Source organism: Streptomyces eurythermus (assembly GCF_014649115.1).
Classification (GTDB): domain Bacteria; phylum Actinomycetota; class Actinomycetes; order Streptomycetales; family Streptomycetaceae; genus Streptomyces; species Streptomyces eurythermus.
Genome location: NZ_BMSK01000005.1, coordinates 447,419 through 471,224, shown reverse-complemented (window position 1 = coordinate 471,224; position 23,806 = coordinate 447,419). Strand labels below are relative to the sequence as shown.

The following is a 23,806-nucleotide window of genomic DNA, read 5'->3' as shown; positions in this document are numbered from 1 at the left end:
GGCGGGGTGCCGGGGAACCGCGCGACCGGCCCACGGCCGGCCGCGGTCGACGAGGCCCGGTGGGCCCCCGCCGCTCACGCCCCCGGCGCCAGCGCCCCCCGCCTCGGCCGGATCCCCGAAGGGACCGCGCGGGAGCGGGACGGTGTGCCCGTCCAGCACGTGCCGCGGCGGGCGAGCAGGCGCCGTAGCCACAGTTCGAGCGAGACCAGGTCGGCGAGGCCGTCCAGCGGCAGGGGTTCGCCCGCCGCCCCGCCGCGCAGGGCCGCGCGGACGACGCGGGCCTCCACCAGCCCGGCGTCGGCGAGCAGTGGTGTGGCGAACAGGTCCAGCAGGGGGTCGGCGGCGGCCCGCAGCCCCGCGCGCGCCGCCGCGACCGTGGGTGCGTGGGAGGGAGCGCCCCAGCCGGCCGGGAGGCCGGTGACGCCGGCGCCCTCCAGGACCGTGCGCAGGACGGCGGCGCGGGCGCCGGGCCGGACGCGCAGGGCCTCGGGGAGGTCACGGCAGGCGCGGACCACCTGGTTGTCGAGGAACGGCGCGTGCAGCCGCTGGGAGCGGATCTCCGCGGCCTGCTCCAGCACGCGGAGGTCGGCGGCGTGCCGGGCGAGCGCCGCCCGCGCGCGATAGTCGCCGGGCCGCTGGACGCCGGTGCCGGAGCGGTCGGCCTCCGCCTGGAGCAGAACCGATACTTCGGCCAGTGCCTCGCCCGTCAGCCACCGCGCGGCGGGACCGGGCCCGGCCCAGCTCAGCGCGGCGAGGGAGGCGTCGGCCGCCCCCTGGGGCTCGTCGAAGCGGCGCCGCATCAGCCGCTCGGCGAGTTCCTCCAGGCCCGCCCGGTAGGGGGTGCGGGCCAGGCGCCGGGCCGCGCCGTACACGCGGGCGGGGACGAACACCGAGCCGTCGGCGCGGGCCAGCGCGGCGACCGGCCGGACCAGGTGGCGCCGCCGGCGGTCCATCAGGAGGTCGGCGAGCCGGGCGGGGTGGGCGTCCAGGACCTGGCGGGCGCCGTGGCCGGTGAAGTGGTCGGCGCTGCCGGCGGCGAGCCGCGCCCGGTGCCGGGCCGCCTGGACCAGGCAGGGGCCGGGTTCGTCGGTCAGGGGGCCGTCCAGGTCGGCGTACGGCAGGGTCTCCTGGCCGCCGGTGACCACGACGTGGTGCAGGCGGGGGCCCGCGGCCAGGGCCGCCGCGCGTTCGAGTTCGGCCTCGCGGCCGGGTACGGCCAGGTCGTTGAAGGTGACGGCGAGGAGGCGCTCGCCGGCGCCGGTGCGGTGGCCGAGGAGCGTGCCGGGCCGGCCGGGCAGTCCGGCGGCCAGCAGGGCGAGGGTGCCGGAGGCGGGCCCGCCGGACAGGTCGGCGCCGACGCCGGGGACTGGCATCCCGCGCGCGGCGCGCCGCTCGGCCGGTCCCATGCCGGGCACCGGCCCGGGGTCCAGGTCGGGTACGTGCCGGGGGGCGGCGAGCCGGGTGCGGACCGCCTCCACCAGGGCGTCCCGTACGGCGTCCACGGCGCGGTCGGGGTCGGCGGGGGGCGCGGCCACGGCGAGGGAGGCGACCGGTTCGTAGCCGGCGATCTCGCGCGCTCCGGCGCGCAGCACCAGGGCGTGCCCCGGCGGAACGCGTCGTACGCCGTCGTAGGGGGTGGTGTCGCGCAGCGCGGCCGGCACGTCCGGGGCGGCGAGCAGGGCGGCGAGGTGGGTGAAGTCGAGGTTGGCCTCGACCAGGTCGGCGAGGGGCAGGGCGGCGGTGGCGTAGGCCGTGCCGCCCTCCCAGGGGGTGTGGAAGACCGGCCGGGCGCCCGCGAGGTCGCCGCACACGGTGATGCGGCGGCCGGCCTGGACGACGGCGGTGTAGCTGCCGGACCAGGTGGTCAGATGGCGCACCGCGCCCCCGCGCGCGGTGAACAGGCCGCGCCGCAGTTCCTCGTCGGTGGCGCCGCAGATGCCGAGGACGGCGATCCGGTGCTCGGGGTCGGCGTGCACCACGCGCACCTCGTCGGGGCGCCAGTCGCCGACCGCCCACAGGGGGTCCGGGTCGCCCCACAGGAGCTGGGAGCCGACCGGTTGCAGGGTTTCGCCGTCGTATCCGACGGCCCCCGCGGAGCCGGTCCCGGCGGCGCCCGCGGCGGTGCTGCTCCACCCCACCAACCACCGCATCGACGCCTCCACAGGCTGTGGACCACCAGTGCACCGTACGAACCGGCCCCCATGCTGCCATGAAGAACAGGCCGGGGAGGCGCGGCGTGGCCGCCTCGCACCGGGGGATGTACGCGGTGCGGCAAGGGGAGTTGACGGGTGGCGGGCGGGTGCGGCGGAGGCGGCGCCCCACGGGGGCGATGCGAATGCGCCCCTAATGCGCTCCCCCAAATCCCCTTTCGCGCCCTCAAGTTGCATGGTCACGAAGGAAATCCACCGCACGATCGGGGGATTATTTTCAGCCAAATCCTTGATGGGGCGCCGGAATCGAGCACTCTCCGTACAGGCCTGCGGAGCGCCAGGGGGCTTACTCGTACGCACGGTCCGGGAGGCGGACGACGCCTCCCGGACCGGTCCGCCACCCGCGGGGATGAAGGCGGCGGTGTCCCCCAGCCCACTGGATCCAGTACAGCGGGCCGACCCACGCACGGCCCATGGAACCGCTCCCCGGATGGCCGGAGAAGAGCGCACGGGCGGGCGCACGGCCACACGGGCGGGGGCACGTCGCGACAGCCCGTGCACGGTGCGTACAGGGCCGCGCCCACCCACCGACCACAATCCCGCCATCCGGAACATTGCCCCTTAACGCTTGGGATGCGGCGAACTACGCTGGGTTTACGAATGCCGCACGGTTATGCCAGCGCGGCAGCCGTCTGTGTCGAGGGGTGGCGCATGTCCAGGGAGCAACGCGGGCCGAACGAAAAGCTCGGCGCCGTTCTCGCCCTCGCGGGAATCAGCAACGCCGGACTCGCCCGGCGCGTCAACGACCTTGGCGCCCAGCGCGGTCTGACGCTTCGCTACGACAAGACGTCCGTGGCGCGCTGGGTGTCGAAGGGCATGGTGCCGCAGGGTGCGGCGCCGCATCTGATCGCCGCCGCCATCGGCCAGAAGCTCGGCCGCCCGGTCCCGCTGCACGAGATCGGCCTGGCGGACGCGGATCCCGCGCCGGAGGTGGGCCTCGCCTTCCCCCGGGACGTGGCACAGGCGGTGAAGTCGGCGACCGAGCTGTACCGCCTCGACCTGGCCGGCCGCCGGGCCGGCTCCGGCGGCATCTGGCAGTCCCTCGCCGGATCGTTCGCGGTGAGCGCATACGCAACGCCCGCCTCGCGCTGGCTGATAACCCCCGCCGACAGTTCGGTCGCGCGGGAGGCGAGCGCCGCCGAGGGCTCCGGCCCGCCGCTCAAAGTCGGCCACAGCGATGTGCGCAAGCTCAGGGAGGCCGCCGAGGACGCCCGGCGCTGGGACTCCAAGTACGGCGGCGGGGACTGGCGTTCGTCGATGGTGCCGGAGTGCCTGCGGGTGGAGGCGGCACCGCTGCTGCTCGGCTCGTACTCCGACGAGGTGGGCCGCGCCCTGTTCGGCGCCTCCGCCGAACTCACCCGGCTCGCGGGCTGGATGGCCTTCGACACCGGGCAGCAGGAGGCCGCGCAGCGGTACTACATCCAGGCGCTGCGCCTCGCGCGCGCGGCGGCCGACGTCCCCCTCGGGGGGTATGTGCTGGCCTCCATGTCGTTGCAGGCCACCTACCGGGGCTTCGGCGACGAGGGGGTGGACCTCGCGCAGGCGGCGCTGGAGCGCAACCGGGGGCTGGCCACCGCCCGCACCATGAGTTTCTTCCGGCTGGTCGAGGCGCGGGCACACGCGCGCGCGGGCGACGCGCAGGCGGCGGGCGCGGCGCTGAAGGCGGCGGAGGGCTGGCTGGAGCGGTCCCGCCCCGGCGACAACGACCCCTCCTGGCTGGGTTTCTACGGATACGACCGGTTCGCGGCGGACGCCGCCGAGTGCTACCGCGATCTCAAGGCGCCCCGTCAGGTGCGGAGGTTCACCGAGCAGGCGCTGTCGAAGCCGACGGAGGAGTTCGTGCGGTCGCACGGGCTGCGCCTGGTCGTCTCCGCCGTCGCCGAACTCGAGTCGGGGAACCTCGACGCGGCGTGCGAGCAGGGGGTGCGGGCCGTGGAGGTGGCGGGGCGGATCTCGTCCGCGCGGACCACCGAGTACGTGAAGGACCTCCTGCACCGGCTGGAGCCGTACGGGGACGAGCCGCGGGTGGTGGAGCTGCGCGAGCGGGCCCGGCCGCTGCTGATGGCACCGGCGTAGGACCGCACCGCCTCCGCGTCTGCCGGCGGACGCCGCGGGCCGGGCGTTTGAAGCCGCTGTCAGTGGCGCAGTGCACTATCGGGAGTGGAGGTGGTGCTCGGTGCTGGGCGGGGCGTACGACTGTGATGTGCTCGTGGTCGGCGGGGGGATCGTCGGGCTTTCGACGGCGTACGCGATCACGCGGGCGGCGCCGGGCACCCGCGTGACGGTGCTGGAGAAGGAGGACGGGCCCGCCCGGCACCAGACGGGACGCAACAGCGGGGTCATCCACAGCGGGATCTACTACCGCCCGGGCTCCCTCAAGGCGCGGTACGCGGTGCGGGGCGCCGCCGAGATGGTGAAGTTCTGCGCCGAGTACGGCATCGCGCACGCCGTCACCGGGAAGCTGATCGTCGCCACCGAGCGCGCCGAGCTGCCACGGCTGCACGCGCTCGTGCAGCGCGGCCGGGAGAACGGCATCCCGGTTCGCGAGCTGGGACCGGCGCAGATCGCCGAGTACGAACCGGAGGTGCGCGGCCTGGCCGCCATACACGTCGGCACCACCGGCGTGTGCGACTACGCGGCCGTGGCGCGGGAGCTGGCCCGGGCCTCCGGCGCGGAGATCCGGTACGGCGCGAAGGTGGTCCGGGTGGACCGGCGGCCGGAGCGGGGCGTGGCCGTGCTCACCGCGGCCGGAGCCGTCGTCCGCGCCCGGGTGCTGGTCAACTGCGCCGGGCTGCGCTGCGACGAGGTGGCGCGGCTGACCGGGGACGAGCCGGGGGTGCGGATCGTGCCGTTCCGCGGGGAGTACTACGAGCTGGCCCGGCCCGAGCTGGTGCGGGGACTGGTGTATCCGGTGCCGGACCCGGCGTTCCCGTTCCTCGGGGTGCATCTGACCCGCGGTGTCGACGGCGGCGTGCACATCGGCCCCAACGCGGTCCCGGCGCTGGCCCGCGAGGGGTACGGCTGGGGGGTCGTACGGCCCCGGGAGCTGGCCGGGACCCTGGCCTGGCCCGGCTCGTGGGCGATCGCCCGGCGGCACTGGCGGTACGGCGCGGGCGAGCTGCGCCGCTCGGTGTCCAAGGGGGCGTTCCTGGAGGCGGTGCGCAGACTGCTGCCCGGCGTGGACGCCGGGGACCTGGTGCCGGCCCCGGCCGGGGTGCGGGCGCAGGCGGTGCTGCGGGACGGGACGCTGGTGGACGACTTCCTGATCCGGGAGGGGGCGCGGGCGGTGCACGTGCTGAACGCGCCCTCGCCCGCGGCCACCGCCTCGCTGCCCATCGGCCGCGAGATCGGACGCCGGGCGCTGGCCATGCTCCGGACACCGGACTGACCGGCCCGCGGCCGCGGGCCGCGGGACCGGATCCACAGGAACCGGACCCGTAAAATTGGGCTCACTGTGTCTGACTCCCTGAACTCCCCCGCCGCCCCGCCCGCCCCCGGTGACCCCGCCCGGCACACCCGGGCCAAGGGCGAACCGCGCTTCCCGGACGGGCCCAAGGCGGACCCCGCCGGTTCGCACTTCGAGCGGCGGATCCGGAGCTTCCAGCCACGGCGCAGCCGGGTGACGGCCGGGCAGGCGGACGCCTTGCAGCGGCTGTGGCCCAAGTGGGGGCTGGACATCGACGGGCAGCGGGTGATCGACCTGGCCGAGCTGTTCGGGAACGACCGTCCCGTGGTCCTGGAGATCGGGTTCGGGATGGGCGAGGCCACCGCGCGGATGGCCGCCGGCGACCCGGACACCAACATCCTGGCCGTCGACGTGCACACCCCGGGCCAGGGCAACCTGCTGGGCCTCGCCGCCCGGGGCGGCCTCACCAACGTCCGGGTGGGCAACGGCGACGCGATCATCCTGCTGCGGGAGATGCTCCGCCCGGACTCGCTGGACGGGCTGCGCGTCTACTTCCCCGACCCCTGGCCCAAGAAGCGGCACCACAAGCGGCGGCTCATCCAGCCCGAGTTCCTGACGCTCGCCGCGACCCGGCTGAGGCCCGGCGCGCTGCTGCACTGCGCCACGGACTGGGAGCCGTACGCCGAGCAGATGCTGGACGTGCTCACCGCGCACCCCGACTTCGAGAACACCCAGCCGGACGGCGGTTTCGCGCCGCGTCCGGAGTTCCGGCCGCTGACCCGTTTCGAGGGACAGGGACTGGACAAGGGACACGTCGTGAACGATCTGCTGTTCCGACGCGTACCGCACCGCCAGGACGGATAGCCGACCGGACGGCCCGGACCACTCGACGTCCGGGCCGATAATCCGCTCAGCCCCTCGTCCCGTCACCGTTAGGGTCGATGCCGTGGCCACCAGTCCTCCGTTCCCGACCCGTCCTCCGAGCCCCGGCGACGGAGGACTCCGCCACCCGCACTGGTGGCAGCGCAGGTGGGTGCGGTACGGGGCGCCGAGCACGCTGCTGGCGCTGTCCGGGCTGGTCATCCTCGCGCTCGTGCGGCGGCAGACCGGCACGGACGGGTTCCTCGTCGGGCTCGGGCTGGCCGTGCTGCCGGTGCCCTGGCTGCTCGCCGCGTTCCGGTGGCTGGACCGGGTGGAGCCGGGCCCCTGGCGGAACCTGGTGTTCTCCTTCGCCTGGGGGGCCTGCGCGGCGGCGCTGATAGCCATCGTGGCCAACAGCTTCGCCACCGAGTGGATCGCGACCTCCACCGCCGACCCGGCGAGCGCCGACACCCTCGGCGCCACGGTGATAGCGCCGGTCGTGGAGGAGTCCGCGAAGGCCGCCGCCGTGCTGCTGGTCTTCCTCTTCCGCAGACGCGACTTCACCGGGATCGTGGACGGCGTGGTGATAGCGGGGACCACCGCCACCGGGTTCGCGTTCACCGAGAACATCCTCTACCTCGGTACGGCCTTCGGGACCGACCAGCTCACCGGCGACCGGGGCATCGCCTCCGTGACCGCCGCCACGTTCTTCGTGCGCATCGTCATGTCCCCGTTCGCGCACCCCCTGTTCACCGTCCTGACCGGCATCGGCTTCGGCATCGCCGCGCTGTCCGCCGAGCGCCGGCCGGTGCGGCGGATCCTGCTGCCGGTGTGCGGGCTGCTGCTCGCGATGGGCATGCACGCCTTCTGGAACGGCTCGGCCACCTTCGGGCAGTACGGGTTCTTCGCCGTCTACGGCGGTTTCATGGTGCCCGTGTTCGGGCTGGTGACCTGGCTCGCGGTCTGGACCCGGCAGCGGGAGCTGCGCGCCGTGCGCGCGGAGCTGCCGGCGTATGTGCTGGCCGGGTGGCTGGGGCCGGGCGAGCCGTTCGCGCTCGGGTCGATGCGGGCGCGCCGGATGGCCCGGGACTACGCCCGGCACCACCACGGCCGCCCGGCGGCCCGGGAGGTGGCCCGCTACGAGGGGTACGCCACCTCGCTCGCCTTCCTGCGCCGGCGCGGGCGCACGGGCAGGGCCGGGGCGGACTTCGCCGTACGGGAGCGGGAGCTGCTGGCGGAGCTGTGGCGGCGCCGGCACGTGGCCCGGCCGGCGCTGGAGTACGCGAGCCGGGCCGCCGCCCCGGCCCCGGTGTACGGGCCGGCGGCGCCGTACGGATACCCGGCGGTGGCGTACTCCCCTTACAACCCGTACCGGACCTGACACCCCGTACCGGCCCTGACCGCGGGGGCCACCGTGAGCCGTACTAGGCGGAGGCCGCCGTCAGCTTCGCGACCTCCGTGTCCGTCAGCTTCAGCTCCGCCACGCCGAGCAGCGCCGGAAGCTGCTCCGGGGTGCGGGCGGAGGCGATCGGGGCGGTGACCGTCGGCTGGGCGGCCAGCCAGGCCAGGGCGACCGTGGCGACCGGGGCCTCGTGGGCGGCGGCGACCTCGTCCAGGGCCGCCAGGACCTTCTGGCCGCGCTCGGAGGCCACGTAGTCCTGCACCCGGTCGGCGCGGGCGCTGTCCACCGTCGCGCCGGGCCGGTACTTGCCGGTCAGGAAGCCCGAGGCGAGCGCGAAGTACGGGACGGCGGACAGGCCCTCGGCGGCGACGAGTTCCTGGAGCGGGCCCTCGTAGGTGTCGCGGGAGACCAGGTTGTAGTGCGGCTGGACGGCGACGTAGCGGGCCAGGCCCTCGCGGTCGGAGAACTCCAGGGACGCGCGCAGGCGCTCGGCGCCGATGTTGGAGGCGGCGATGTGCCGGACCTTGCCCGCCTTCACCAGCTCGTCCAGCGCGCCGATGATCTCCTCGACCGGCACCTCGGGCTGGTCGAAGTGGGTGTAGTAGAGGTCGATGTAGTCGGTGCCCAGGCGGCGCAGCGAGGCGTCGGCGGCGGCCTTGATGTTCGCGGCGGACAGGCCCTGGAACTCGGGGTGCTGGCTGACCTTGGTGGCGACGACCACGTCCGAGCGGTTGCCGCGGGCCTTGAGCCACGCGCCGAGGATGGTCTCGGACTCGCCGCCCTTGTTGCCCTCGGCCCAGGCCGAGTACACGTCGGCGGTGTCGACGAAGTTGCCACCGGCCGCGGTGTAGGCGTCGAGGACGGCGAAGGAGGTCTGCTCGTCGGCCGTCCAGCCGAAGACGTTGCCGCCCAGGGCGAGCGGGAAGACCTCGAGGTCGGAGGAGCCGAGTTTACGAAGTGACGTCATACGTCGTGTCAACGCCGGCGGAGGGCGATCGCATCCCGCCGCCGGCGCCGATTTCCGGACCTTTTGGAAGGGGCCGTCAGGGGGTGAGGCCCTTGTCGCGCAGCCACGCCATCGGGTCGATGCCGGTGGGCGCGCCGCCGGGGTGGACCTCCAGGTGCAGGTGCGGGCCGGTGACGTTGCCGGTGGCGCCGACGCGGCCGATGACCTCGCCGGTGGCGACCTTCTGGCCGGCCGTGACGTTGATCGAGGACTGGTGGCAGAACCACAGCTCGGTGCCGTCGTCCAGGGTCAGGATGGTGCGGTAGCCGTAGGCGCCGGCCCAGCCCGCCTCGGTGATCGTGCCGCTGTGCACGGCCTTGATCAGGGTGCCGGTGGGGGCGGCGAAGTCCAGTCCGGTGTGGTGGCCGGAGGACCACATGGAGCCGGCCTGCCCGAACGTCGAGGTGATCGTGTAGGCGGAGGTGGGCAGCGCGTACTGCCTGGCCAGCTCGGCCAGCCGCTTCTCCTCGGCCGCCCGCTTCGCCTCGGCCTTCGCCTTCTCGGCCGCGGCCTCCGCCTTCTCCTTGGCGGCGGCGGCCTCGGCGGCGGCCTGCTGCTCGGCCTGGGCGGCGGCCTCGGCGGTCTGCTTCTCGGCGGCGGCGAGCGCGGCCGCGGCGGCCTTGCTGTCGGCCTGGCCCTGCTGCTGCTCGGCCTGCGCCATGATCCGGTTGCGCAGCACCTCGCCCGCGTCGGCGCTGTCCCGGTTCGCGTCGGAGGCCACGGCGACGGTGCTGAGCGTGGTGGTGGCGGCCTCGGCGGTCCGGTCGTCGCCGGAGCCGTCCTGGAAGAGGGAGCCGACCGAGGGCAGGTCCGGCATGGAGATGGAGACCGGCGGCTTGCCGGTGTTGGCGCTGGCCATGCCGCCCGCGCCGACCGCGGCCATGACGCCGACGCCGAGGACGGTGGAGCTGCGCGCGAAGCCGCCGCGCTGCTTGGCGACCCGGTGCCGGCCGCGGACCGGGGCGACGGAGTCCTCGGTGGGGTTCCACTCCTCCCACGGGCCCTCGTCGGCGCGGTAGGCGCCGTAGCCGAAGGTCTCGGGCTCGGTGTCGCGCTGTGCCGGTATGGACGGGGCTTCGGGGCCAGGCCGGTTGGACGCCACGCGGGCGTACTCCTTTCCTTCCTCCGCCTACCGGGTTAGCTGACGGGTTCGGAGCAGGAAGGTCTCCTACGCGCGTATATCCGGTCGTGGACTCGCGTGAGTACACGGCGGTATCCGCGTGATTCACCCCAAAGTGGTGGTTCCCCGGTTCCCTCGCGGGATTCGGCGCGTGCGCACGGAGCCGTCTCTTGTGACGGCTGGGACGACCGCGCTGCGTTATCGAACGTTAATAGACCTGACAGTGACTTTCCAAGCCGGTCCCCTTGATCATTAACGTTTTTACCGGTGGAGTTATCAGCAACTATCCCGCCAGAACGGGCAATTTGACCGGCACTCAGAAGCGGTCAGCAGTCACTCACGATTTTGATGGTGACTCAGTTGTTATGCGAGCGCGCTCACCCGATCACCCTGTGTGACACCCGCGACCACTCGTCGGCGAGGCCCGCCGAGGGGCCCGCCGAGGGGCCCGCGGAAACCGGTGTGCGAAGCATCCCGCACATGGCGTACACTGGAGTCACAACGACGCGGGGTGGAGCAGCTCGGTAGCTCGCTGGGCTCATAACCCAGAGGTCGCAGGTTCAAATCCTGTCCCCGCTACTGAAGGCCCAGGGCCCGGAATCCCAAGGATTCCGGGCCCTGGGTGTATCCGCCCCCAGAGCGGTTCACCCGGGGCGGTCCTCAGCCCGGCAGATGGGCGTTCGGCGCCTTCGCCAGATCCTCCAGCTCCGGCAGGACGACGACCCGCGCTCCCGCCGCCGTCAGCACGCCCGTACCGTCGGCCGCCTCGACGAACGTGTCCGGCTCCCGCCAGGCGGTGACCACCCGGCGCACCCCGGCCCGCAGGATCAGCTCGGCACAGGGCGCCGGCCGGGAGGCGCGGCGGGCGCACGGCTCCAGGCTGGAGTAGACCGTGGCGCCGGGCAGCCGCGGGTCGGCCGGGTCGGTCTTCGCCAGCGCCGCCTCCTCCGCGTGCACCACCGGGTCGTCGCCCTCGCGCGAATACCCCCGGGCCAGTTCCGTGCCGTCGGCGGCGACCACGACCGCGCCCACGCTGAACGCCGTCCGGGACGGCGGGCACAGGGCCGCCAGTTCGCAGGCGGTGCGCAGCCAGTGGCGGTCGGCGGCGGTGGCGTCCGCACCGGAGCCGGGAGCCGTGGGCGCGTACCGCATGAGGACGACGTCCTCGATCCGGCGGGTCTCCAGCAGGCGCAGGCGTCCGCCCTGGTAGGCGCCCGGCCCGAACAGCCGCGGGGCCGCCGGATCGCCGACGAACAGCGGGGCGAGGACCAGCTGGAGTTCGTCGGCCAGGCCCTGCTGGAGCAGCTGGGTGTGGACCGTGCCGCCGCCCTCGACCATCAGCCGCCGCACCCCGCGCACGTCGTGCAGGTGCTCCAGCAGGGCCCGCCAGTCCAGGGCGGGGCCGAGCGGGACGACATCGGCGGTGTTCCCGAGGAGGCGCGCGGCCCGTACGGCGCCCCGGTCGGTGGCGAAGACGAGCTTGCCGCCACCGGTGTGCCAGAAGTGCGCCGCCGGGTCGAGGTCGCCGGAGCCGGTGACGGTGACCTTCAGCGGGTACTCGGGGCGGCCCGCCGCGCGCCGGGCCGCGCGCCGCTCGGCCGAGTTGACCAGCAGGCGGGGGTTGTCGGCGCGGATCGTGCCGGCGCCGACCAGGATGGCGTCGACCGAGGCCCGTACCCCGTCGACCCGGTCGAAGTCGGCCGGGCCGGACAGCAGCAGCCGCTCGGGGCCGGTGTCGTCCAGGTAGCCGTCGAGGGAGACGGCGGCGGACAGCAGCACGTACGGCAGGGGCATCGGCGCTCTTTCCTGTGGAGGCGGGCGGGGCGGGGGCTGCGGACGGCTTGGTTCAAGTTTTAAACAAACCTACACTGGCGGCATGACGACCCGCTGGCTCACGCCCGAGGAGCAGCGCGCCTGGCGCGCCTACATCGCCGCCTCCCGCCTTCTGGAGGACGCGATCGACCGGCAGCTCCAGCAGGTGGGCGGCATGCCGCACCTGTTCTACTCGGTACTGGCCGGCCTCTCCGACGCCCCCGGCCGGCGGCTGCGCATGACCGACCTCGCCGAGGCGCTGAAGATCACCCGCAGCCGGCTGACGTACGTGGTGAACCGGCTGGAGCGGGACGGCCTGGTGCGCCGGGAGAACTGTGCCGCCGACAGGCGCGCCTCGCTCGCGGTGCTGACGGACGAGGGGATGGCCGTACTGGAGCGTACGGCGCCCGGGCACGTCGAGACCGTCCGTTCGCTGCTGTTCGACCGGCTCACCGAGGAGCAGGTGGGGCAGCTGGAGGAGATCTGCGCGGGGATCGCTCAGGGCTTGCAGGGCGAGGGGGCCGGGGCGGGGGCGGACGACGTCCCCTGGCGGCGCCGGTCGTCCTGCTCCTGACCTCGGCGAGGTCAATTGCTTTAACTTTTAAGCATGGGATAGGGTCCCTGCGTACCACTGCTTCAAATCTGAAGCACATGCTCCGGAGGGATCCGCATGCCCGACATCCCCACCGCCACCCCCCGCGCCCGAGTCCGGGTACCGCTGCGGTTCGCCGACGGCTACGGCGCCGACGCGGAACTCGTCACCTTCCACGGCCTCGCCGACGGCCGGGAGCACCTCGCCGTCGTCCTGGGCGACCCGGGCCCCGTCCCGCTGGTGCGGCTGCACTCCGAGTGCCTGACCGGGGACGTCTTCGGCTCGGCCCGCTGCGACTGCGGACCGCAGCTGCGCGAGGCGGTCGAGCGCATCACCGACCGCGGCGGGATCCTGCTGTACCTCCGCCAGGAGGGCCGGGGCATCGGCCTCTACAACAAGCTCGACGCGTACGCCCTCCAGGACGACGGGCTCGACACCTACGCGGCGAACGCCGCCCTCGGCCTGCCGGAGGACGCCCGCGACTACACGGCCGCCGCCCAGATGCTCACCGCCCTCGGCGTCACGGAGCTGGACCTGCTGTCCAACAACCCCGACAAGGCGGACCAGTTGCGCGCGCTGGGCATCGCCGTCCGGGACCGCGTGCCCACCGGCGTCTTCACCACCGCCCACAACATCCACTACCTGCGCGCCAAGGCCCTCCAGACCCGGCACACCCTGCCGCTGGCCGAACTCACGGAGCTGACGGCGGGCTGAACGGACAGCCGGGCTCAGCCCTGTCGCCCGGCCGGGAGGCGGAGCGCGGCCGGTACCGCGAGGACGAGCAGCGCCGCCGCCACGGCGTAGGTGAGCCGGAAGCCGGCCGGGTCCGGGCCGGCCGCCCCGAGCAGCACGGACAGCAGGGCCGTCCCGACCGACGCGGCCAGCTGGGCGTTGATGCTCAGCGCGGTGCTCGCCCCGGCCAGCCGGTCCGCGGGCAGCTCACGGCTCGCGGTGGTCATCGCCGGCATCAGCGTCATCCCGGCGCCCACGCCCATCACCACGCCCGCGACGACGATCCGCCACGGCGCGGCCCCGGGCGTCCCGGTCTGCCAGGCCAGCAGGGCCATGCCGAGGGCGCCCACCGCGCACCCCGCCGCGATCAGCAGGCGCGGGGCGACCCGGTCGACCCGCCGCGCCGCGATCTGCATCGTCGTACCGACGACGAGCCCGACCGGCGCGCCGAGCAGCCCGGCCGCCGTGGCGCTCAGGCCCCGCTCCTGCTGCCAGTACAGCGGGCCGAGCAGCATCGAGCCGAAGTAACCGCAGGTGAACGGGGCGAGCGTGGCGACGCCGGCGGCGAAGGTACGGTCCCGCAGCAGCCGCAGGTCCAGCAGCGGCGCGCGGACGGTGAGCGCCCGCCGTACGAAGGCCGCGGCGAGCACCGCGCCGGCGAGCGTCGGCAGCAGCGCGCCGGGGGCCGTGAAGTCCCCGCGCTCGCCGCCGCGCGAGAGGCCGTACAGGAGCAGGGCCAGGCCGGGCGAGAGCATCAGCAGACCGGGGAGGTCGAGCCGGGGCCGGCCGGTGCCGGGGGCGCGCGGGGCGTCCTTCGGCAGCAGGCGGGCCGCGAGGAACAGGGCCAGGGCGCCGACGGGCAGGTTGATCAGGAAGATCCACTGCCAGGAGGCGGCGTCGACCAGCCATCCGCCGAGCACCGGACCGGCGACCGGGCCGACCAGGATCGGCAGCCCCAGCAGGGCCATCGCGCGGCCGAGCCGGGCCCGGTCGGCGACCCGCATGCCCATCGCCATGCCGACCGGCTGGAGCAGTCCGCCGCCCAGCCCCTGCACCGCGCGGAACGCGATCAGGCTGGTCGCGTCCCAGGCGCAGGCGGCGAGCAGCGAGCCCAGCGTGAACAGGGCGAGCGCGAGCACGTAAGTGCTCTTGGCCCCGATCCGGGCCATCGCCCAGGCGGCGACCGGGATGACGGCGGCGAGCGCGAGCGTGTACGCGGTCGCGGTCCACTGGATGGTTTCCAGCGGGGCCCCGAAGGACTCCGACAGTCGGCGCAGCGCAACGTTGACGATCGTCATGTCGAGCACGGACATGACGGTGCCGAGGACCACGACGATGACGACGCGGTAGAGGGCGGTGGGCGGTGCGGCCGGCGCCTCGGTGCGGGCCGGGCCGGACTTCGCGGGGCGCACGGTACTCATCCGTCCGCCGCCCCTCAGGCCGCGTAGGGGTGCTCGGCGCGCGCGGCGCGCAGCGCCCGGCCCCACCAGGCGAGCCGGCCCAGCATGCCCTTGGCGGCGCCCGCGCACACCTCGGCGTCGCGCGGGGTCCCGTCCGCGCCGAGCCCGGACCAGGGGCCGTGCAGGCTGACCGAGTCGCGCACGGTCACGGCGTGCAGTTCGGCGAAGACCAGCCGGAGCTGCTCGACCGCGCGCAGGCCGCCGCCGAGACCGCCGTACGACACGAATCCGACCGGCTTGGCCTGCCATTCGCGTGAGTGCCAGTCCAGGAGGTTCTTCAGGGCGGCCGGGAAGCTGTGGTTGTACTCGGGCGTGACGACCACGAACGCGTCGGCGGCGGCGAGCCGCGGCGAGACCTCGCGCAGCGCGGCGGCGGCCCCGGGTCCGGGCGTACCGCCCCAGCCCGGCAGCACCAGCGGCAGGTCCACCTCGGCGAGGTCGATCACGTCGTAGGCGAGGTCCGGGCCGGCCTCGGCGGCGGTGGCGAGGAACCAGTCGGCGACCGCGCGGCCCTGACGTCCCTCCCGCACGCTGCCGACGATCACGGCGACGCGGAGCGGTGAGTCCTCGGCGGCGCGGGCCCCGGTGACGGAATCGGTGACGGACATGACTGTCCCCCCTCTGAGCGATGCGGTGGCGGGCGACCGCGTCCGGCGAGCGCCCCGCCATCAAAGTACAACGGTCGTTGTAAAAATTACAACGACCGTTGTACTTCGGTTAGGGTGGGCCGGACACGCGGGAGCCAGGGAGGCACGGATGGGCGGGACGGACGAGGCCCGGCGGGAGCGGGCGGAGGGCGAGGTGTCGCCGCGCAAGCTGCGCAAGCGGCAGGACATCGCGAGCGCCGCCTGCGCGGTCTTCGGCCGGGAGGGCTACGCGCGCGCCTCGGTCGACGCGCTCGCCGCCGCGGCCGGGGTCTCCACGCGCACGCTCTACAACCACTTCCCCGGCGGCAAGGCACAGCTCTTCCAGGCGGTCGTCACCTGGACGTCGAGCGAGGTCCGGGACGCCCAACTGGCCCGCCTGCGCGCCGCGCTGGACCCCGAGCGCCCGCCGCGCCCCGAGGACCTCGAACGCGACCTCGTCTCACTGGCCCGGGGGCTCATCCGGCTCATGGCCGACTACGCGTACCACTTCGCGCTGGTCCGCCACATCCACGCGGAGGCCGACCACGTGCCGCCGGAGGTCCTCACGGCCTGGCACGAGGCCGGACCGGCACCGGTCGGCCGCGCGCTCACCGACGCGCTGGCCCGCCTGGAGGACGCCGGCCTGCTCGACCTGCACGGCGACGCGCCCCTGGCGGCGGGCCACTTCATGGCCCTGATCTCCCACACGATCGTCCAGTTCACCCACTACGGGGTACTGCCCCTGCCCCCCGCGGAACAGGACCGCCTGATCACGGGCGGGGTGTCGGCGTTCCTCCGGGCGTACCGGGCGGGGTGACCGGGGGCGGACGGCCTCGTCCACCGGCCGGGCGTGCCGCTGGCCGGCGGGGTGCGGGTCGTCCGAGCCGGGAGTCAGACCGCCTGGGTGTGCGGGACGGTCAGGGCGTCCTCCCGGGCCGCGGCCCGGACCGGGCACACCGCGGACAGCCGTGACACGCGCCGCCCCCCGCCGAGCACACCGCCGTCCGGACCGATCAGGAGCGCCGAGCGGGACAGGACCCGCGAGGCGAGCCGGGCGCCCCGCAGCGAGGGGTCCTCGGCCAGGGCGGCGGCCAGCGAGGCCACGGCCGCCCGGGTACGGCGAACCAGACACGGCTCGGCATGGACGGCCCACACGGGCAGCCGCGCGGCTGCCGTCACGAGCGCGTCGAACGACGGCAACCCGCAGTCCGCCACCACCAGCACAGCCCGCCACGACTCCCCCTCCCGGGCGCGCAGGAGGGCCGGCAACCGGTGCTGTGGGGCGAGCAGGGCGAGGACGTCACCGGTGCCCCCACCGGTCCGCACGGCGAGCCCCGTCGCCCGTGCCCGCGCGGCGAACAGCCCGGCCAGTCCGGTGCTGTCCCGGTCGTCGTCGTACGCCACCGTCAGCGCCCTCGCGGCGAGGGCGAGCGCGGCGTCGGCCAGCGCGCGGGCGAGGTGGGTTTCGTCGGGCCCCCAGCTCAGCGCGGGCGCGCGGCCGGGGAGCAGCGGCAGCAGACAGGGCAGTCCGGCCTGCCTGTAGACCTCCAGCGCGCCGTCGGCGACCGACGGGTCGGCGTGGCCGACGACCGCCGTGAAGTCGCCGGCCACCACGGTGTGCGCGACACCGGGTGACTCGTGGAAGACCTGCCAGTCGGCCGTTCCCGGGGCGCCGCCACGGAGCCGGTCCACCTCGGCGAGGAGGACGGTGCCCGCGGCCGTTCGCGGCCCGGTGAGCGGGGCGACGACGGCGACGGCCGGTACGGACACGGCGGTCAGCCCCAGATGAGGGAGTCGGAGCCGGCGGCGACGGCCGTGGTGTCCGCCGCCGGCGCACCTGCGACGCAGGCGCCGCCCGCGAGCAGGGCGGCGAAGGCGACGGCGGAGGCGACACGCCGGAACCGACGCCGGAGCCGAGGCCGGACGGACGCGGCGGACAGGACGGACGCGGCGGACGGAGCGGGCATGGCGAACCTCCGGGATCGGGGTGGGCTGGGGGTGCGGTGTGCGAGTACGCGGTGTGCCGTCAGCATGTGCCGGAACGGTCACCCACCGCCATGTCTCCGCTGGTTCCGGGACCGGCCATGGCCAGGCCCGGACGGCTCGCCCGGCTCCCGCCGCGTCCGTATGCCGGACCTTGTCTGGCCAGCTGAGCAGGGACGTTCCTAGGATCCACTGGGCACCCGGCCCGGGGGCGGTCGCGCCGAGGGACGACATGGAGGGGCCCGATGGATGTGAAGGAGCGTGCGCAGGAGCTCTATCGCATTGCGTTGGAGGATGCGAACTGGCACCCCGAGAGCGTGATCGGCGAGCGCGGCTGGAGCGACGCGGAGTTCGCCGACACCCTCCAACTCCTCAACAGACTACGGCTGTTCGTGCCATCCCCGGACAGCGGGAACGGATGGACGGCGCTGTCTCCCGACACCGCGCTGCGCAATCTCCTCGTGGAGGAGGAGCAGCACACGGCCGGGCTGCTCAGCTCCGTGCAGCGTACGCGCTCCGCGCTGACGCGGATCCTCACGGACTTCCAGCCGGTGTACGCACGGGAGTTGCTCCCGGTGCGGATGGAGGTGGTGATCGGTGCCGCGAACGTCTCGGCGGCGCTGGAGGACGTGTCCCGGCGTGTCGAGGAGGAGGTGCTGTCGCTGCACCCCGGACGCGCGCTGCCCGCTCGGATGGTCGAGTCGGGCCTGGAGCGGGACCTCGCGGTGATCGGGCGCGGGGTGCGCATGCGCACGATCCACCTGGGCTCCGCGGCGGCCGTGCCGCACATGGCGTCCTACCTGCGCCGGCTGAGCGCGGCCGGGGCGCAGGTGCGCACCGCGCACACGCTGCCGCTGCGGCTGATCGTCGTGGACAGCTCGACCGCGCTGGTACCGGCGCCGCCGTCGGCCATCGGTGAGATCACTGCGGTGATCCTCCGGGGAGAGACGCTGGTCGGAGTGTTCCGGGAGATCTTCGAGCACTGCTGGGCGGCGGCGAACGTGCTGACCGACGCGGCGGCCGGGCCGGACGGCGCGTGGCGCCCCGAGGGACGCCACCTGGAACTGCTGCGGATGCTCGCGGGCGGACTCACCGACGAGGCCATGGCCCGCAAGCTCGGCGTCTCCGAACGCACGATCCGCCGCCTCGTCTCCGAGCTGACCGAACGCCTCGGTGCCGCCAGCCGCTTCCAGGCCGGGGCCTGTGCCGTCCGGCTCGGCTGGCTGGACGCCTGATCCCACACCGCGGCCTCAGGGCCTGTCCGGCGGATCCTGTCCCGGACGCGAAGGCCCGGCCCCCCTCTCCCACTGCCTCAAGGGCGTGCGGGGGCACCCCCATCGCCCCCGCTCACCCGCGCTGGTGAGGCGCCGTCACTGTCCGCGACCTGCTCCGCCGGACGGGCCCCAGCACCCGTGGCCTCGGCTCCCGTCCCTGTGACCGCCATCTCCGTGGCGTTCGCGGCTCCCGTTTCCCGGTCCGCCACCGACCTCCCCCACGCCGTGCCGGCGAGCACCAGGACAGCGCCGAGCAAGCCCAGCCAGCCGGGCCGGTCCCCGCCGACGGCGATGCCGACCGCCGCGGCCCACACCGGCTCGGTGCCGAGCAGCAGGCTCACCCGGGACGGAGAGGTACGGCGCACCGCCCACATCTGCACGAAGAACGCGAACAGGGTGCAGAACGCGGACAGATAGATCAGCCCGAGCCAGTCCCCGGCGCCGAAGCCGGCCGCGGCCGCCCAGGGCGAGGCACCGGTGCCCGGCAGCGCCACCAGCGCGGCGAACACGACGACCGCCCCGCCCAGCTGGACGGTGGTCAGCGACAGCGCGTCCGCTCCGCGTACCGACGCCATCCTGGACATGGCCAGGACATGCACGGTACGGACGACGGCGGCGCCCAGCATCAGCAGGTCGCCGCCGGTCGGGGCGCTGAAACCGGCGCCCTGGGTGAGCAGCGCCACGCCGAGCACCGACAGCCCGGCGGCTGCCATGAAGGCGCCCGGCAGCCGGGTGCCGCGCACCCGGCTCTCGGCCAGCGGAGTGAACACCATGGTGAGGCTGATGATCAGCCCGGCGTTGGTCGCCGAGGTGTGCACCACGCCGTACGTCTCCAGCAGGAAGATCCCGGCGAGGATCAGTCCCAGCAGTCCGGCCCCACGCAGTTGCACGGCGGTCAGACCGCGCAGCCGCCGCCAGCCCGCGGCGACCAGCACCGGCAGCGCCACGGCGAACCGCAGCACCAGCACGGCCAGCACGGTCCGTTCCGTGGTGACACCCTTGGCGGCCAGATAGCTGGAGCCCCACACCACCGCGACCAGCAGGACGGGAAGATCGGTCAGCCTGCCGCTGCGGGCCGCGGTGACGGTCATGGGCACTCCTCTACGGAACTGGGGACGACGGTGCTGCGAAGACGGTGCTGCGAAAGGGGCGGGCGCCCGGCGCGCCGGGGGGTCGGCCCTCAGCGCGCCGTGTACGCGATCACCAGGACGTCACGGTGTGCGGGCAGCGCGGGATCCACCGGGTGCACCGGGGTCACCGAGTGCAGCGTGCGACGGTCGTCGCCCAGCAGCAGGTCACCGGGCTCGGACAGCGTAGTCGTCAGCAGGTGGGCGCCCGAGTCGGCGTACACCCCGCTCTCGCCGCCGACGACGTTGGTGCGGCCGATCAGCAGCGAGGTGATGAAGGTGACCCCGTCGCGGTGCCGGCCCTCGGGAGCGGGCTGGCCCACCTGTCCGTCGGCGGCGCTGATCCGGTACGGGTGCAGCTTGACGTTCCAGCGCCGGGCGCCTTCCGTGTCCCGGCCGAGGGCGGAACCGAAGATCCGGCCGAGCGTGACGAGCACCGAGCGCAGCAGCGGGTCGCCCACGAACGACGCCGTCAGCGGGTCGAAGATCCGCTCGACGCCGCCGTTGAGCGGGTTGACGTCGGTCTCCTGCCGGTACGGCTCGTGCGGCAGCAGCGTCAGCTCCCCCGCGGCCGGATCCAGGTCGAACTGGCCGTAGCGGCGGAAGCGGTAGGTGCCGCCGTCGGCCATGTAGGTGTCCAGGGTCAGCTCGTCCCAGTGCGCGGCGAACCGCGCCCAGTCGGAGGCGTCGACACCGAGCAGCGAGGACAGCGCGGCCGACGGCATCAGATGCCCGCCGGGCCCGGACAGGGCGGCGACGGCGTCGAGGGCGGCGGGGTGGGCGAGGGCGGTGGTCATGGGTGCAACTCCGTACGTCGTGAAACCGGGTGAGGTCAGGCGGTCGCGGGAAGCAGCGCGGGGACGGCGGGAGCGTCGAACGGCGCCGACTCGGCGGCGATCGCCAGCTCCTCCCACTCCTCCCGGTCCCGCAGGTACAGCGGCCGGCCGGCGGTGATGGACCGGGTGTCGGCACCGCCCGTGTGCAGCCGCCAGGTGACGCTGCCGCTGGTCCGGGACGCGCAGGCGTCGATGAACGACTGGGCGGCCAGCCGCAGTTCGCCGAACCACCGGCCCTCCAGCGCCTCGCGCACCCACAGCTGCTCCAGGTGCCGCTTCTCCAGGACGAGTCCGGCATCCAGGCAGGCGCTCTCGATGTGCCGGTAGGTGCTCAGCAGCAGCCAGGCGGCCGGCATCTCGCGGATCTCCAGGACCTTCTCGCCGTGGTCCAGGTGCTCCAGGCCCGAGTAGCGGCCCAGCCCGTAGGCACCCACGCGCCGGTTGAGCAGCTCGATCAGCTCGGTGAGCGGCAGCCGGGCCCCGTCCAGTGCGACTGGGCGGCCGTTCTCGACGGTGACGGTGAGCAGTTCGGTGGCCCCCGGCGCGGCGGTGGGCCGGCTCCACGCGTACATCTCCTCCGGCACCTCGTGCCGTTCGGGATCGTCGAGGATGCCCGACTCGAACTCACGGCACCACAGGTTGGAGTCGCCGCTCACGATCCGTCCGGCCAGCAGGTCGACCCCGGCGGCGCGCAGGGCATTCAGCTTGTCCTCACGGGTGACGGGGTCGAGGTCGTACGGGCTGCCGTACGCGCCCTCGTACCCCAGGAGCGCCAGCGCTCCGTTGAGCCGGCGCAGGGTGTTCTGCGAGCGGTTGGCGGTGTGCAGGACGGCCTGTGCGCCCAGCGAGCGGGCCAGCCGCACCGCGGTCTCCGCGATGAGCGGACGGCTGAGCGTGGAGCTGACGGGGTGGATGCCGAGGTACACGGCCTGCGCGGCGATGGCCGGTGCGACGAAACGGTCAGCGAACTCCGCGCGTCGGTCGAGCAGGTGGAGCCGTGCGCCGAGCGCCTCGGCCACCAGGCGTTTGTAGGGGCCGGATTCGTCCTCGCCGATGTCCACGCTCACGGCGTGCACCTCGCGCAGCCCCATCCGGCGCAGGCGCAGCAGCAGATAGGAGCTGTCCAGCCCGCCGCTGAACAGGGTCACGACCGGTCGGTCGGGGTCCAGGTCCGCGAGCTGGCCGAAGGAACGGACGAGCCGGGACGGTGCGGTGTTCGCAGCCTCTGTTGTGGTCACGGGGAGCAGACTTCTGCCCGGCGGCGCCTGGCACAACGCTTTCCCGACGACCGCGCCCGGCCATGACCGGACCCGGACGCCACACGCGGCGGGCTCCGGTGAGTGGCCGCCGGCAAGCCCTGACGCGTCGGCGGTCGGCGTGCCCCGCCCGCCACTGCTGATCCCGCCCTTCGCCCGGCGCGGACAGCGCCGGCCCGTACGGCCGTCCGGGGGGACCGCCGTTCCGATGGCGATGTCGGGGCGGCTCGCGCCGGCACCGGGACGACCCGCCGAAGGTGCTGGGGCCCCCGACCCGGCCGGGGGCCGTTGCGCGTTCCGCACGGGAGTCTGGTTCTCGGGCCGGCAAGCGATCTCGAAGGCGGGTAAAACGCCAGAACCCCAGCTCAGTCACGCGCTGAGCTGGGGTCCTTCCCGTAGGCCCTGTGGGACTCGAACCCACAACCAATGGATTAAAAGTCCACTGCTCTGCCAATTGAGCTAAGGGCCCGGGCGATGTTGCTTGTCCGAGCATAGCCGGACGGGGCCGTGTCGCCGATCGGGTATCGGGGACACGGCCGCGTCGCGGGGGGACGGGGCGAGCGCGTTGGTCACTTTTCGGCCGGTGTGGGGGACGGCCGGCGGGCCAGGAACCAGTGGCGGGCCGACGCCAGCCACCAGGCCGTGGCGAAGCCGAGGACGGCCAGGACGGCGACCGGGGCGTAGTTGAAGGTCTTCCAGGTGACCGGGGAGACCTGCGGCAGCATGAACAGGACCGTGATCGCCAGCACCCAGGTCACCGAGACCACCCCGATCGCCCCGGACCAGCGGCCCAGGTGCCAGGGGCCGCGTTCGAACGCGGCGCCCTTGCGGACCCGCAGGAAGGTCGGGATGACGTAGGCGATGTACAGGCCGATGACCGCGATCGACGTCACCGCCGCGTAGGCCGTCGTGTTGATCAGGTAGGGCAGGCCGAGGGCCAGCGCGCCGAGCGCGGCCAGCCAGACCGCCGCCACGGGGGTGCGGGTACGCGGACCGACCGTGCGCCAGACACGGGAGAACGGCAGCGCGCCGTCCCGCGAAAAGGCGTAGATCATACGGCTGTTGGCGGTGACGGAGGCCATGCCGCAGAACAGCTGGGCGCCGATCACCACCAGCAGGAGCAGCTTGCCGGCGGTGGCCCCGAGGGCGTCCAGGAGGATCTGGGCGGGCGGTGCGCCGGTGGGAGAGGCGAGTTCCGCGTCGTAGGACTGGATGGCGAAGGTGAAGCCCAGCAGGAGCACGAAGCCGGCGATCCAGGACGTCCAGATCGAGCGGACGATGCCCTTCGGGCCCGCCGTGGCGGCGTCCCGGGTCTCCTCGGTCATGTGGGCGGAGGCGTCGTAGCCGGTGAAGGTGTACTGGGCCATCAGCAGCCCCAGCAGGACCACGTACGGGCCGCTGCCCCAGCCCGTCTCGTTGACGAAGCGGGTGAAGACGAAGGACGCCGGCTGGTGGTGGTCGGGGACCAGCGCCAGCGCGCCGGTGATCAGCGCGACCCCGAGGACGTGCCACCACACGCTCACCGCGTTCAGGAACGCCACGATCCGGACGCCGAACGTGTTCAGCAGACCGTGCAGGACGAGGATCGCCGCGAACAGCGCCACCGTGCGGCCCGGGGTCACCTCGAAACCGGTCTGGAGGTTCAGGTAGGCGCCCAGGAAGGAGGCCGCGCCGAAGTCGATGCCCGCGGTCACCGCCACCTGGCCCAGGACGTTGAACCAGCCCGTGAACCACGCCCAGGCCGCCGCCGACCGCGCGGGCGCCAGCCGGTGGGCCCAGAAGTACAGGCCCGCCGAGGTCGGGTACGCCGAGCAGATCTCGGCCATCGACAGGCCCACGGACAGCGTCATCAGGCCGACCGCGACCCAGCCCCAGGTGATCACGGCGGGGCCGCCCGTGGTCATGCCGAAGAGGTACAGGGTCAGACAACCGGAGAGGACCGAGATGATCGTGAAGGAGACGGCGTAGTTCGAGAACGCCGACATCCGGCGGGCGAGGACCTGGGTGTAGCCGAGCTGGGCCAGCCGCTCCTCGTCCGACGGGCCGGGCGCCGCCCGCTGTCCGGTCACACGCGCGTCGTCTGCCATGTCCCCAGCAATTCCC

At 74.1% G+C, this 23,806-nt stretch carries 20 protein-coding genes, 2 tRNA genes and 1 riboswitch; of the genes, 9 read left to right on the top strand and 13 right to left on the bottom strand.

The window, feature by feature from the left end; all coding sequences use genetic code 11:
• Window positions 1-74: 74 nt before the first annotated feature.
• On the bottom strand, window positions 75-2,150 hold the full coding sequence (locus IE251_RS12405; RefSeq protein WP_189752909.1) for an asparagine synthase-related protein: 2,076 nt from the start codon (window positions 2,148-2,150) through the stop codon (window positions 75-77).
• A gap of 711 nt (window positions 2,151-2,861) precedes the next feature.
• Between IE251_RS12405 and IE251_RS12400 the strand changes: the two genes are divergently transcribed.
• The 4 genes from IE251_RS12400 to IE251_RS12385 all read left to right on the top strand — a co-directional run bounded on the left by IE251_RS12400 (window position 2,862) and on the right by IE251_RS12385 (window position 7,858).
• Complete coding sequence (locus IE251_RS12400; RefSeq protein ID WP_030792613.1) at window positions 2,862-4,286, top strand: NsdA family TPR-like regulatory protein; 1,425 nt, start codon at window positions 2,862-2,864, stop codon at window positions 4,284-4,286.
• Window positions 4,287-4,386: 100 nt separating this feature from the next.
• On the top strand, window positions 4,387-5,598 hold the full coding sequence (gene lhgD, locus IE251_RS12395; RefSeq protein ID WP_189752908.1) for an L-2-hydroxyglutarate dehydrogenase: 1,212 nt from the start codon (window positions 4,387-4,389) through the stop codon (window positions 5,596-5,598).
• A gap of 66 nt (window positions 5,599-5,664) precedes the next feature.
• On the top strand, window positions 5,665-6,480 hold the full coding sequence (gene trmB, locus IE251_RS12390; RefSeq protein WP_189752907.1) for a tRNA (guanosine(46)-N7)-methyltransferase TrmB: 816 nt from the start codon (window positions 5,665-5,667) through the stop codon (window positions 6,478-6,480).
• 82 nt (window positions 6,481-6,562) lie between these two features.
• Window positions 6,563-7,858, top strand: a complete 1,296-nt coding sequence (locus IE251_RS12385; protein WP_189752906.1) for a PrsW family intramembrane metalloprotease — start codon at window positions 6,563-6,565, stop codon at window positions 7,856-7,858.
• Window positions 7,859-7,901: 43 nt separating this feature from the next.
• Here IE251_RS12385 and IE251_RS12380 read toward each other — a convergent pair whose 3' ends face one another.
• Both IE251_RS12380 and IE251_RS12375 read right to left on the bottom strand, forming a co-directional pair.
• Entirely contained in the window at window positions 7,902-8,846 is a 945-nt protein-coding gene (locus tag IE251_RS12380; protein ID WP_189752905.1) for an aldo/keto reductase, read from the bottom strand.
• Window positions 8,847-8,922: 76 nt separating this feature from the next.
• Window positions 8,923-9,987 carry a M23 family metallopeptidase gene (locus tag IE251_RS12375; RefSeq protein ID WP_189752904.1) on the bottom strand — a complete coding sequence of 355 codons (1,065 nt, stop codon included), beginning with the start codon at window positions 9,985-9,987 and terminating at the stop codon, window positions 8,923-8,925.
• A gap of 9 nt (window positions 9,988-9,996) precedes the next feature.
• Window positions 9,997-10,165: riboswitch (cyclic di-AMP (ydaO/yuaA leader) on the bottom strand.
• A 345-nt stretch (window positions 10,166-10,510) separates the two neighbouring features.
• On the opposite strand from IE251_RS12375, the gene IE251_RS12370 reads away from it, so the two are divergent.
• Window positions 10,511-10,584, top strand: a tRNA-Met gene (locus tag IE251_RS12370).
• 81 nt (window positions 10,585-10,665) lie between these two features.
• On the opposite strand, the gene IE251_RS12365 is transcribed toward IE251_RS12370, so the two are convergent.
• Window positions 10,666-11,799 carry a dihydrofolate reductase family protein gene (locus IE251_RS12365; protein ID WP_189752903.1) on the bottom strand — a complete coding sequence of 378 codons (1,134 nt, stop codon included), beginning with the start codon at window positions 11,797-11,799 and terminating at the stop codon, window positions 10,666-10,668.
• An 82-nt stretch (window positions 11,800-11,881) separates the two neighbouring features.
• Between IE251_RS12365 and IE251_RS12360 the strand changes: the two genes are divergently transcribed.
• Entirely contained in the window at window positions 11,882-12,391 is a 510-nt protein-coding gene (locus IE251_RS12360; protein ID WP_189752902.1) for a MarR family winged helix-turn-helix transcriptional regulator, read from the top strand.
• 96 nt (window positions 12,392-12,487) lie between these two features.
• The gene (locus IE251_RS12355) at window positions 12,488-13,123 is read left to right on the top strand and encodes a GTP cyclohydrolase II (RefSeq protein ID WP_189752901.1); all 636 of its coding nucleotides are present in this window, start codon (window positions 12,488-12,490) and stop codon (window positions 13,121-13,123) included.
• Window positions 13,124-13,137: 14 nt separating this feature from the next.
• On the opposite strand, the gene IE251_RS12350 is transcribed toward IE251_RS12355, so the two are convergent.
• Both IE251_RS12350 and IE251_RS12345 read right to left on the bottom strand, forming a co-directional pair.
• Window positions 13,138-14,562: a DHA2 family efflux MFS transporter permease subunit gene (locus IE251_RS12350; protein WP_189752900.1), complete on the bottom strand. Its 1,425-nt coding sequence runs from the start codon at window positions 14,560-14,562 to the stop codon at window positions 13,138-13,140.
• A gap of 14 nt (window positions 14,563-14,576) precedes the next feature.
• The gene (locus IE251_RS12345; protein ID WP_189752899.1) at window positions 14,577-15,209 is read right to left on the bottom strand and encodes an NADPH-dependent FMN reductase; all 633 of its coding nucleotides are present in this window, start codon (window positions 15,207-15,209) and stop codon (window positions 14,577-14,579) included.
• A gap of 148 nt (window positions 15,210-15,357) precedes the next feature.
• On the opposite strand from IE251_RS12345, the gene IE251_RS12340 reads away from it, so the two are divergent.
• Complete coding sequence (locus IE251_RS12340; RefSeq protein ID WP_189752898.1) at window positions 15,358-16,044, top strand: TetR/AcrR family transcriptional regulator; 687 nt, start codon at window positions 15,358-15,360, stop codon at window positions 16,042-16,044.
• A 74-nt stretch (window positions 16,045-16,118) separates the two neighbouring features.
• On the opposite strand, the gene IE251_RS12335 is transcribed toward IE251_RS12340, so the two are convergent.
• Complete coding sequence (locus IE251_RS12335; RefSeq protein ID WP_189752897.1) at window positions 16,119-16,997, bottom strand: hypothetical protein; 879 nt, start codon at window positions 16,995-16,997, stop codon at window positions 16,119-16,121.
• A 5-nt stretch (window positions 16,998-17,002) separates the two neighbouring features.
• Window positions 17,003-17,194 carry a hypothetical protein gene (locus IE251_RS12330; protein ID WP_189752896.1) on the bottom strand — a complete coding sequence of 64 codons (192 nt, stop codon included), beginning with the start codon at window positions 17,192-17,194 and terminating at the stop codon, window positions 17,003-17,005.
• A 303-nt stretch (window positions 17,195-17,497) separates the two neighbouring features.
• Between IE251_RS12330 and IE251_RS12325 the strand changes: the two genes are divergently transcribed.
• Window positions 17,498-18,445 carry a helix-turn-helix transcriptional regulator gene (locus IE251_RS12325; protein ID WP_229896708.1) on the top strand — a complete coding sequence of 316 codons (948 nt, stop codon included), beginning with the start codon at window positions 17,498-17,500 and terminating at the stop codon, window positions 18,443-18,445.
• Between the two features lie 77 nt (window positions 18,446-18,522).
• On the opposite strand, the gene IE251_RS12320 is transcribed toward IE251_RS12325, so the two are convergent.
• The 5 genes from IE251_RS12320 to IE251_RS12300 all read right to left on the bottom strand — a co-directional run bounded on the left by IE251_RS12320 (window position 18,523) and on the right by IE251_RS12300 (window position 23,790).
• Complete coding sequence (locus IE251_RS12320) at window positions 18,523-19,575, bottom strand: DMT family transporter (RefSeq protein ID WP_189752894.1); 1,053 nt, start codon at window positions 19,573-19,575, stop codon at window positions 18,523-18,525.
• Window positions 19,576-19,664: 89 nt separating this feature from the next.
• Window positions 19,665-20,408 carry a 2OG-Fe dioxygenase family protein gene (locus tag IE251_RS12315; protein WP_189752893.1) on the bottom strand — a complete coding sequence of 248 codons (744 nt, stop codon included), beginning with the start codon at window positions 20,406-20,408 and terminating at the stop codon, window positions 19,665-19,667.
• Between the two features lie 35 nt (window positions 20,409-20,443).
• Window positions 20,444-21,685 (bottom strand): argininosuccinate synthase-related protein, encoded by a 1,242-nt coding sequence (locus tag IE251_RS12310; RefSeq protein WP_189752892.1) that lies wholly within the window; start codon window positions 21,683-21,685, stop codon window positions 20,444-20,446.
• A gap of 414 nt (window positions 21,686-22,099) precedes the next feature.
• Window positions 22,100-22,172: transfer RNA gene (locus IE251_RS12305), tRNA-Lys, on the bottom strand.
• Between the two features lie 100 nt (window positions 22,173-22,272).
• Window positions 22,273-23,790, bottom strand: a complete 1,518-nt coding sequence (locus tag IE251_RS12300; protein WP_189752891.1) for an amino acid permease — start codon at window positions 23,788-23,790, stop codon at window positions 22,273-22,275.
• Window positions 23,791-23,806: the final 16 nt, after the last annotated feature.

Bases quoted from the DNA above. Each gene is read 5' to 3' on its own strand.
- IE251_RS12405 (WP_189752909.1), bottom strand. From the start codon at position 2,150: ATGCGGTGGTTGGTGGGGTGGAGCAGCACCGCCGCGGGCGCCGCCGGG.
- IE251_RS12400 (WP_030792613.1), top strand. From the start codon at position 2,862: ATGTCCAGGGAGCAACGCGGGCCGAACGAAAAGCTCGGCGCCGTTCTC.
- IE251_RS12380 (WP_189752905.1), bottom strand. From the start codon at position 8,846: ATGACGTCACTTCGTAAACTCGGCTCCTCCGACCTCGAGGTCTTCCCG.
- IE251_RS12365 (WP_189752903.1), bottom strand. From the start codon at position 11,799: ATGCCCCTGCCGTACGTGCTGCTGTCCGCCGCCGTCTCCCTCGACGGC.
- IE251_RS12360 (WP_189752902.1), top strand. From the start codon at position 11,882: ATGACGACCCGCTGGCTCACGCCCGAGGAGCAGCGCGCCTGGCGCGCC.
- IE251_RS12355 (WP_189752901.1), top strand. From the start codon at position 12,488: ATGCCCGACATCCCCACCGCCACCCCCCGCGCCCGAGTCCGGGTACCG.
- IE251_RS12350 (WP_189752900.1), bottom strand. From the start codon at position 14,562: ATGAGTACCGTGCGCCCCGCGAAGTCCGGCCCGGCCCGCACCGAGGCG.
- IE251_RS12345 (WP_189752899.1), bottom strand. From the start codon at position 15,209: ATGTCCGTCACCGATTCCGTCACCGGGGCCCGCGCCGCCGAGGACTCA.
- IE251_RS12340 (WP_189752898.1), top strand. From the start codon at position 15,358: ATGGGCGGGACGGACGAGGCCCGGCGGGAGCGGGCGGAGGGCGAGGTG.
- IE251_RS12330 (WP_189752896.1), bottom strand. From the start codon at position 17,194: ATGCCCGCTCCGTCCGCCGCGTCCGTCCTGTCCGCCGCGTCCGTCCGG.
- IE251_RS12320 (WP_189752894.1), bottom strand. From the start codon at position 19,575: ATGACCGTCACCGCGGCCCGCAGCGGCAGGCTGACCGATCTTCCCGTC.
- IE251_RS12315 (WP_189752893.1), bottom strand. From the start codon at position 20,408: ATGACCACCGCCCTCGCCCACCCCGCCGCCCTCGACGCCGTCGCCGCC.
- IE251_RS12300 (WP_189752891.1), bottom strand. From the start codon at position 23,790: ATGGCAGACGACGCGCGTGTGACCGGACAGCGGGCGGCGCCCGGCCCG.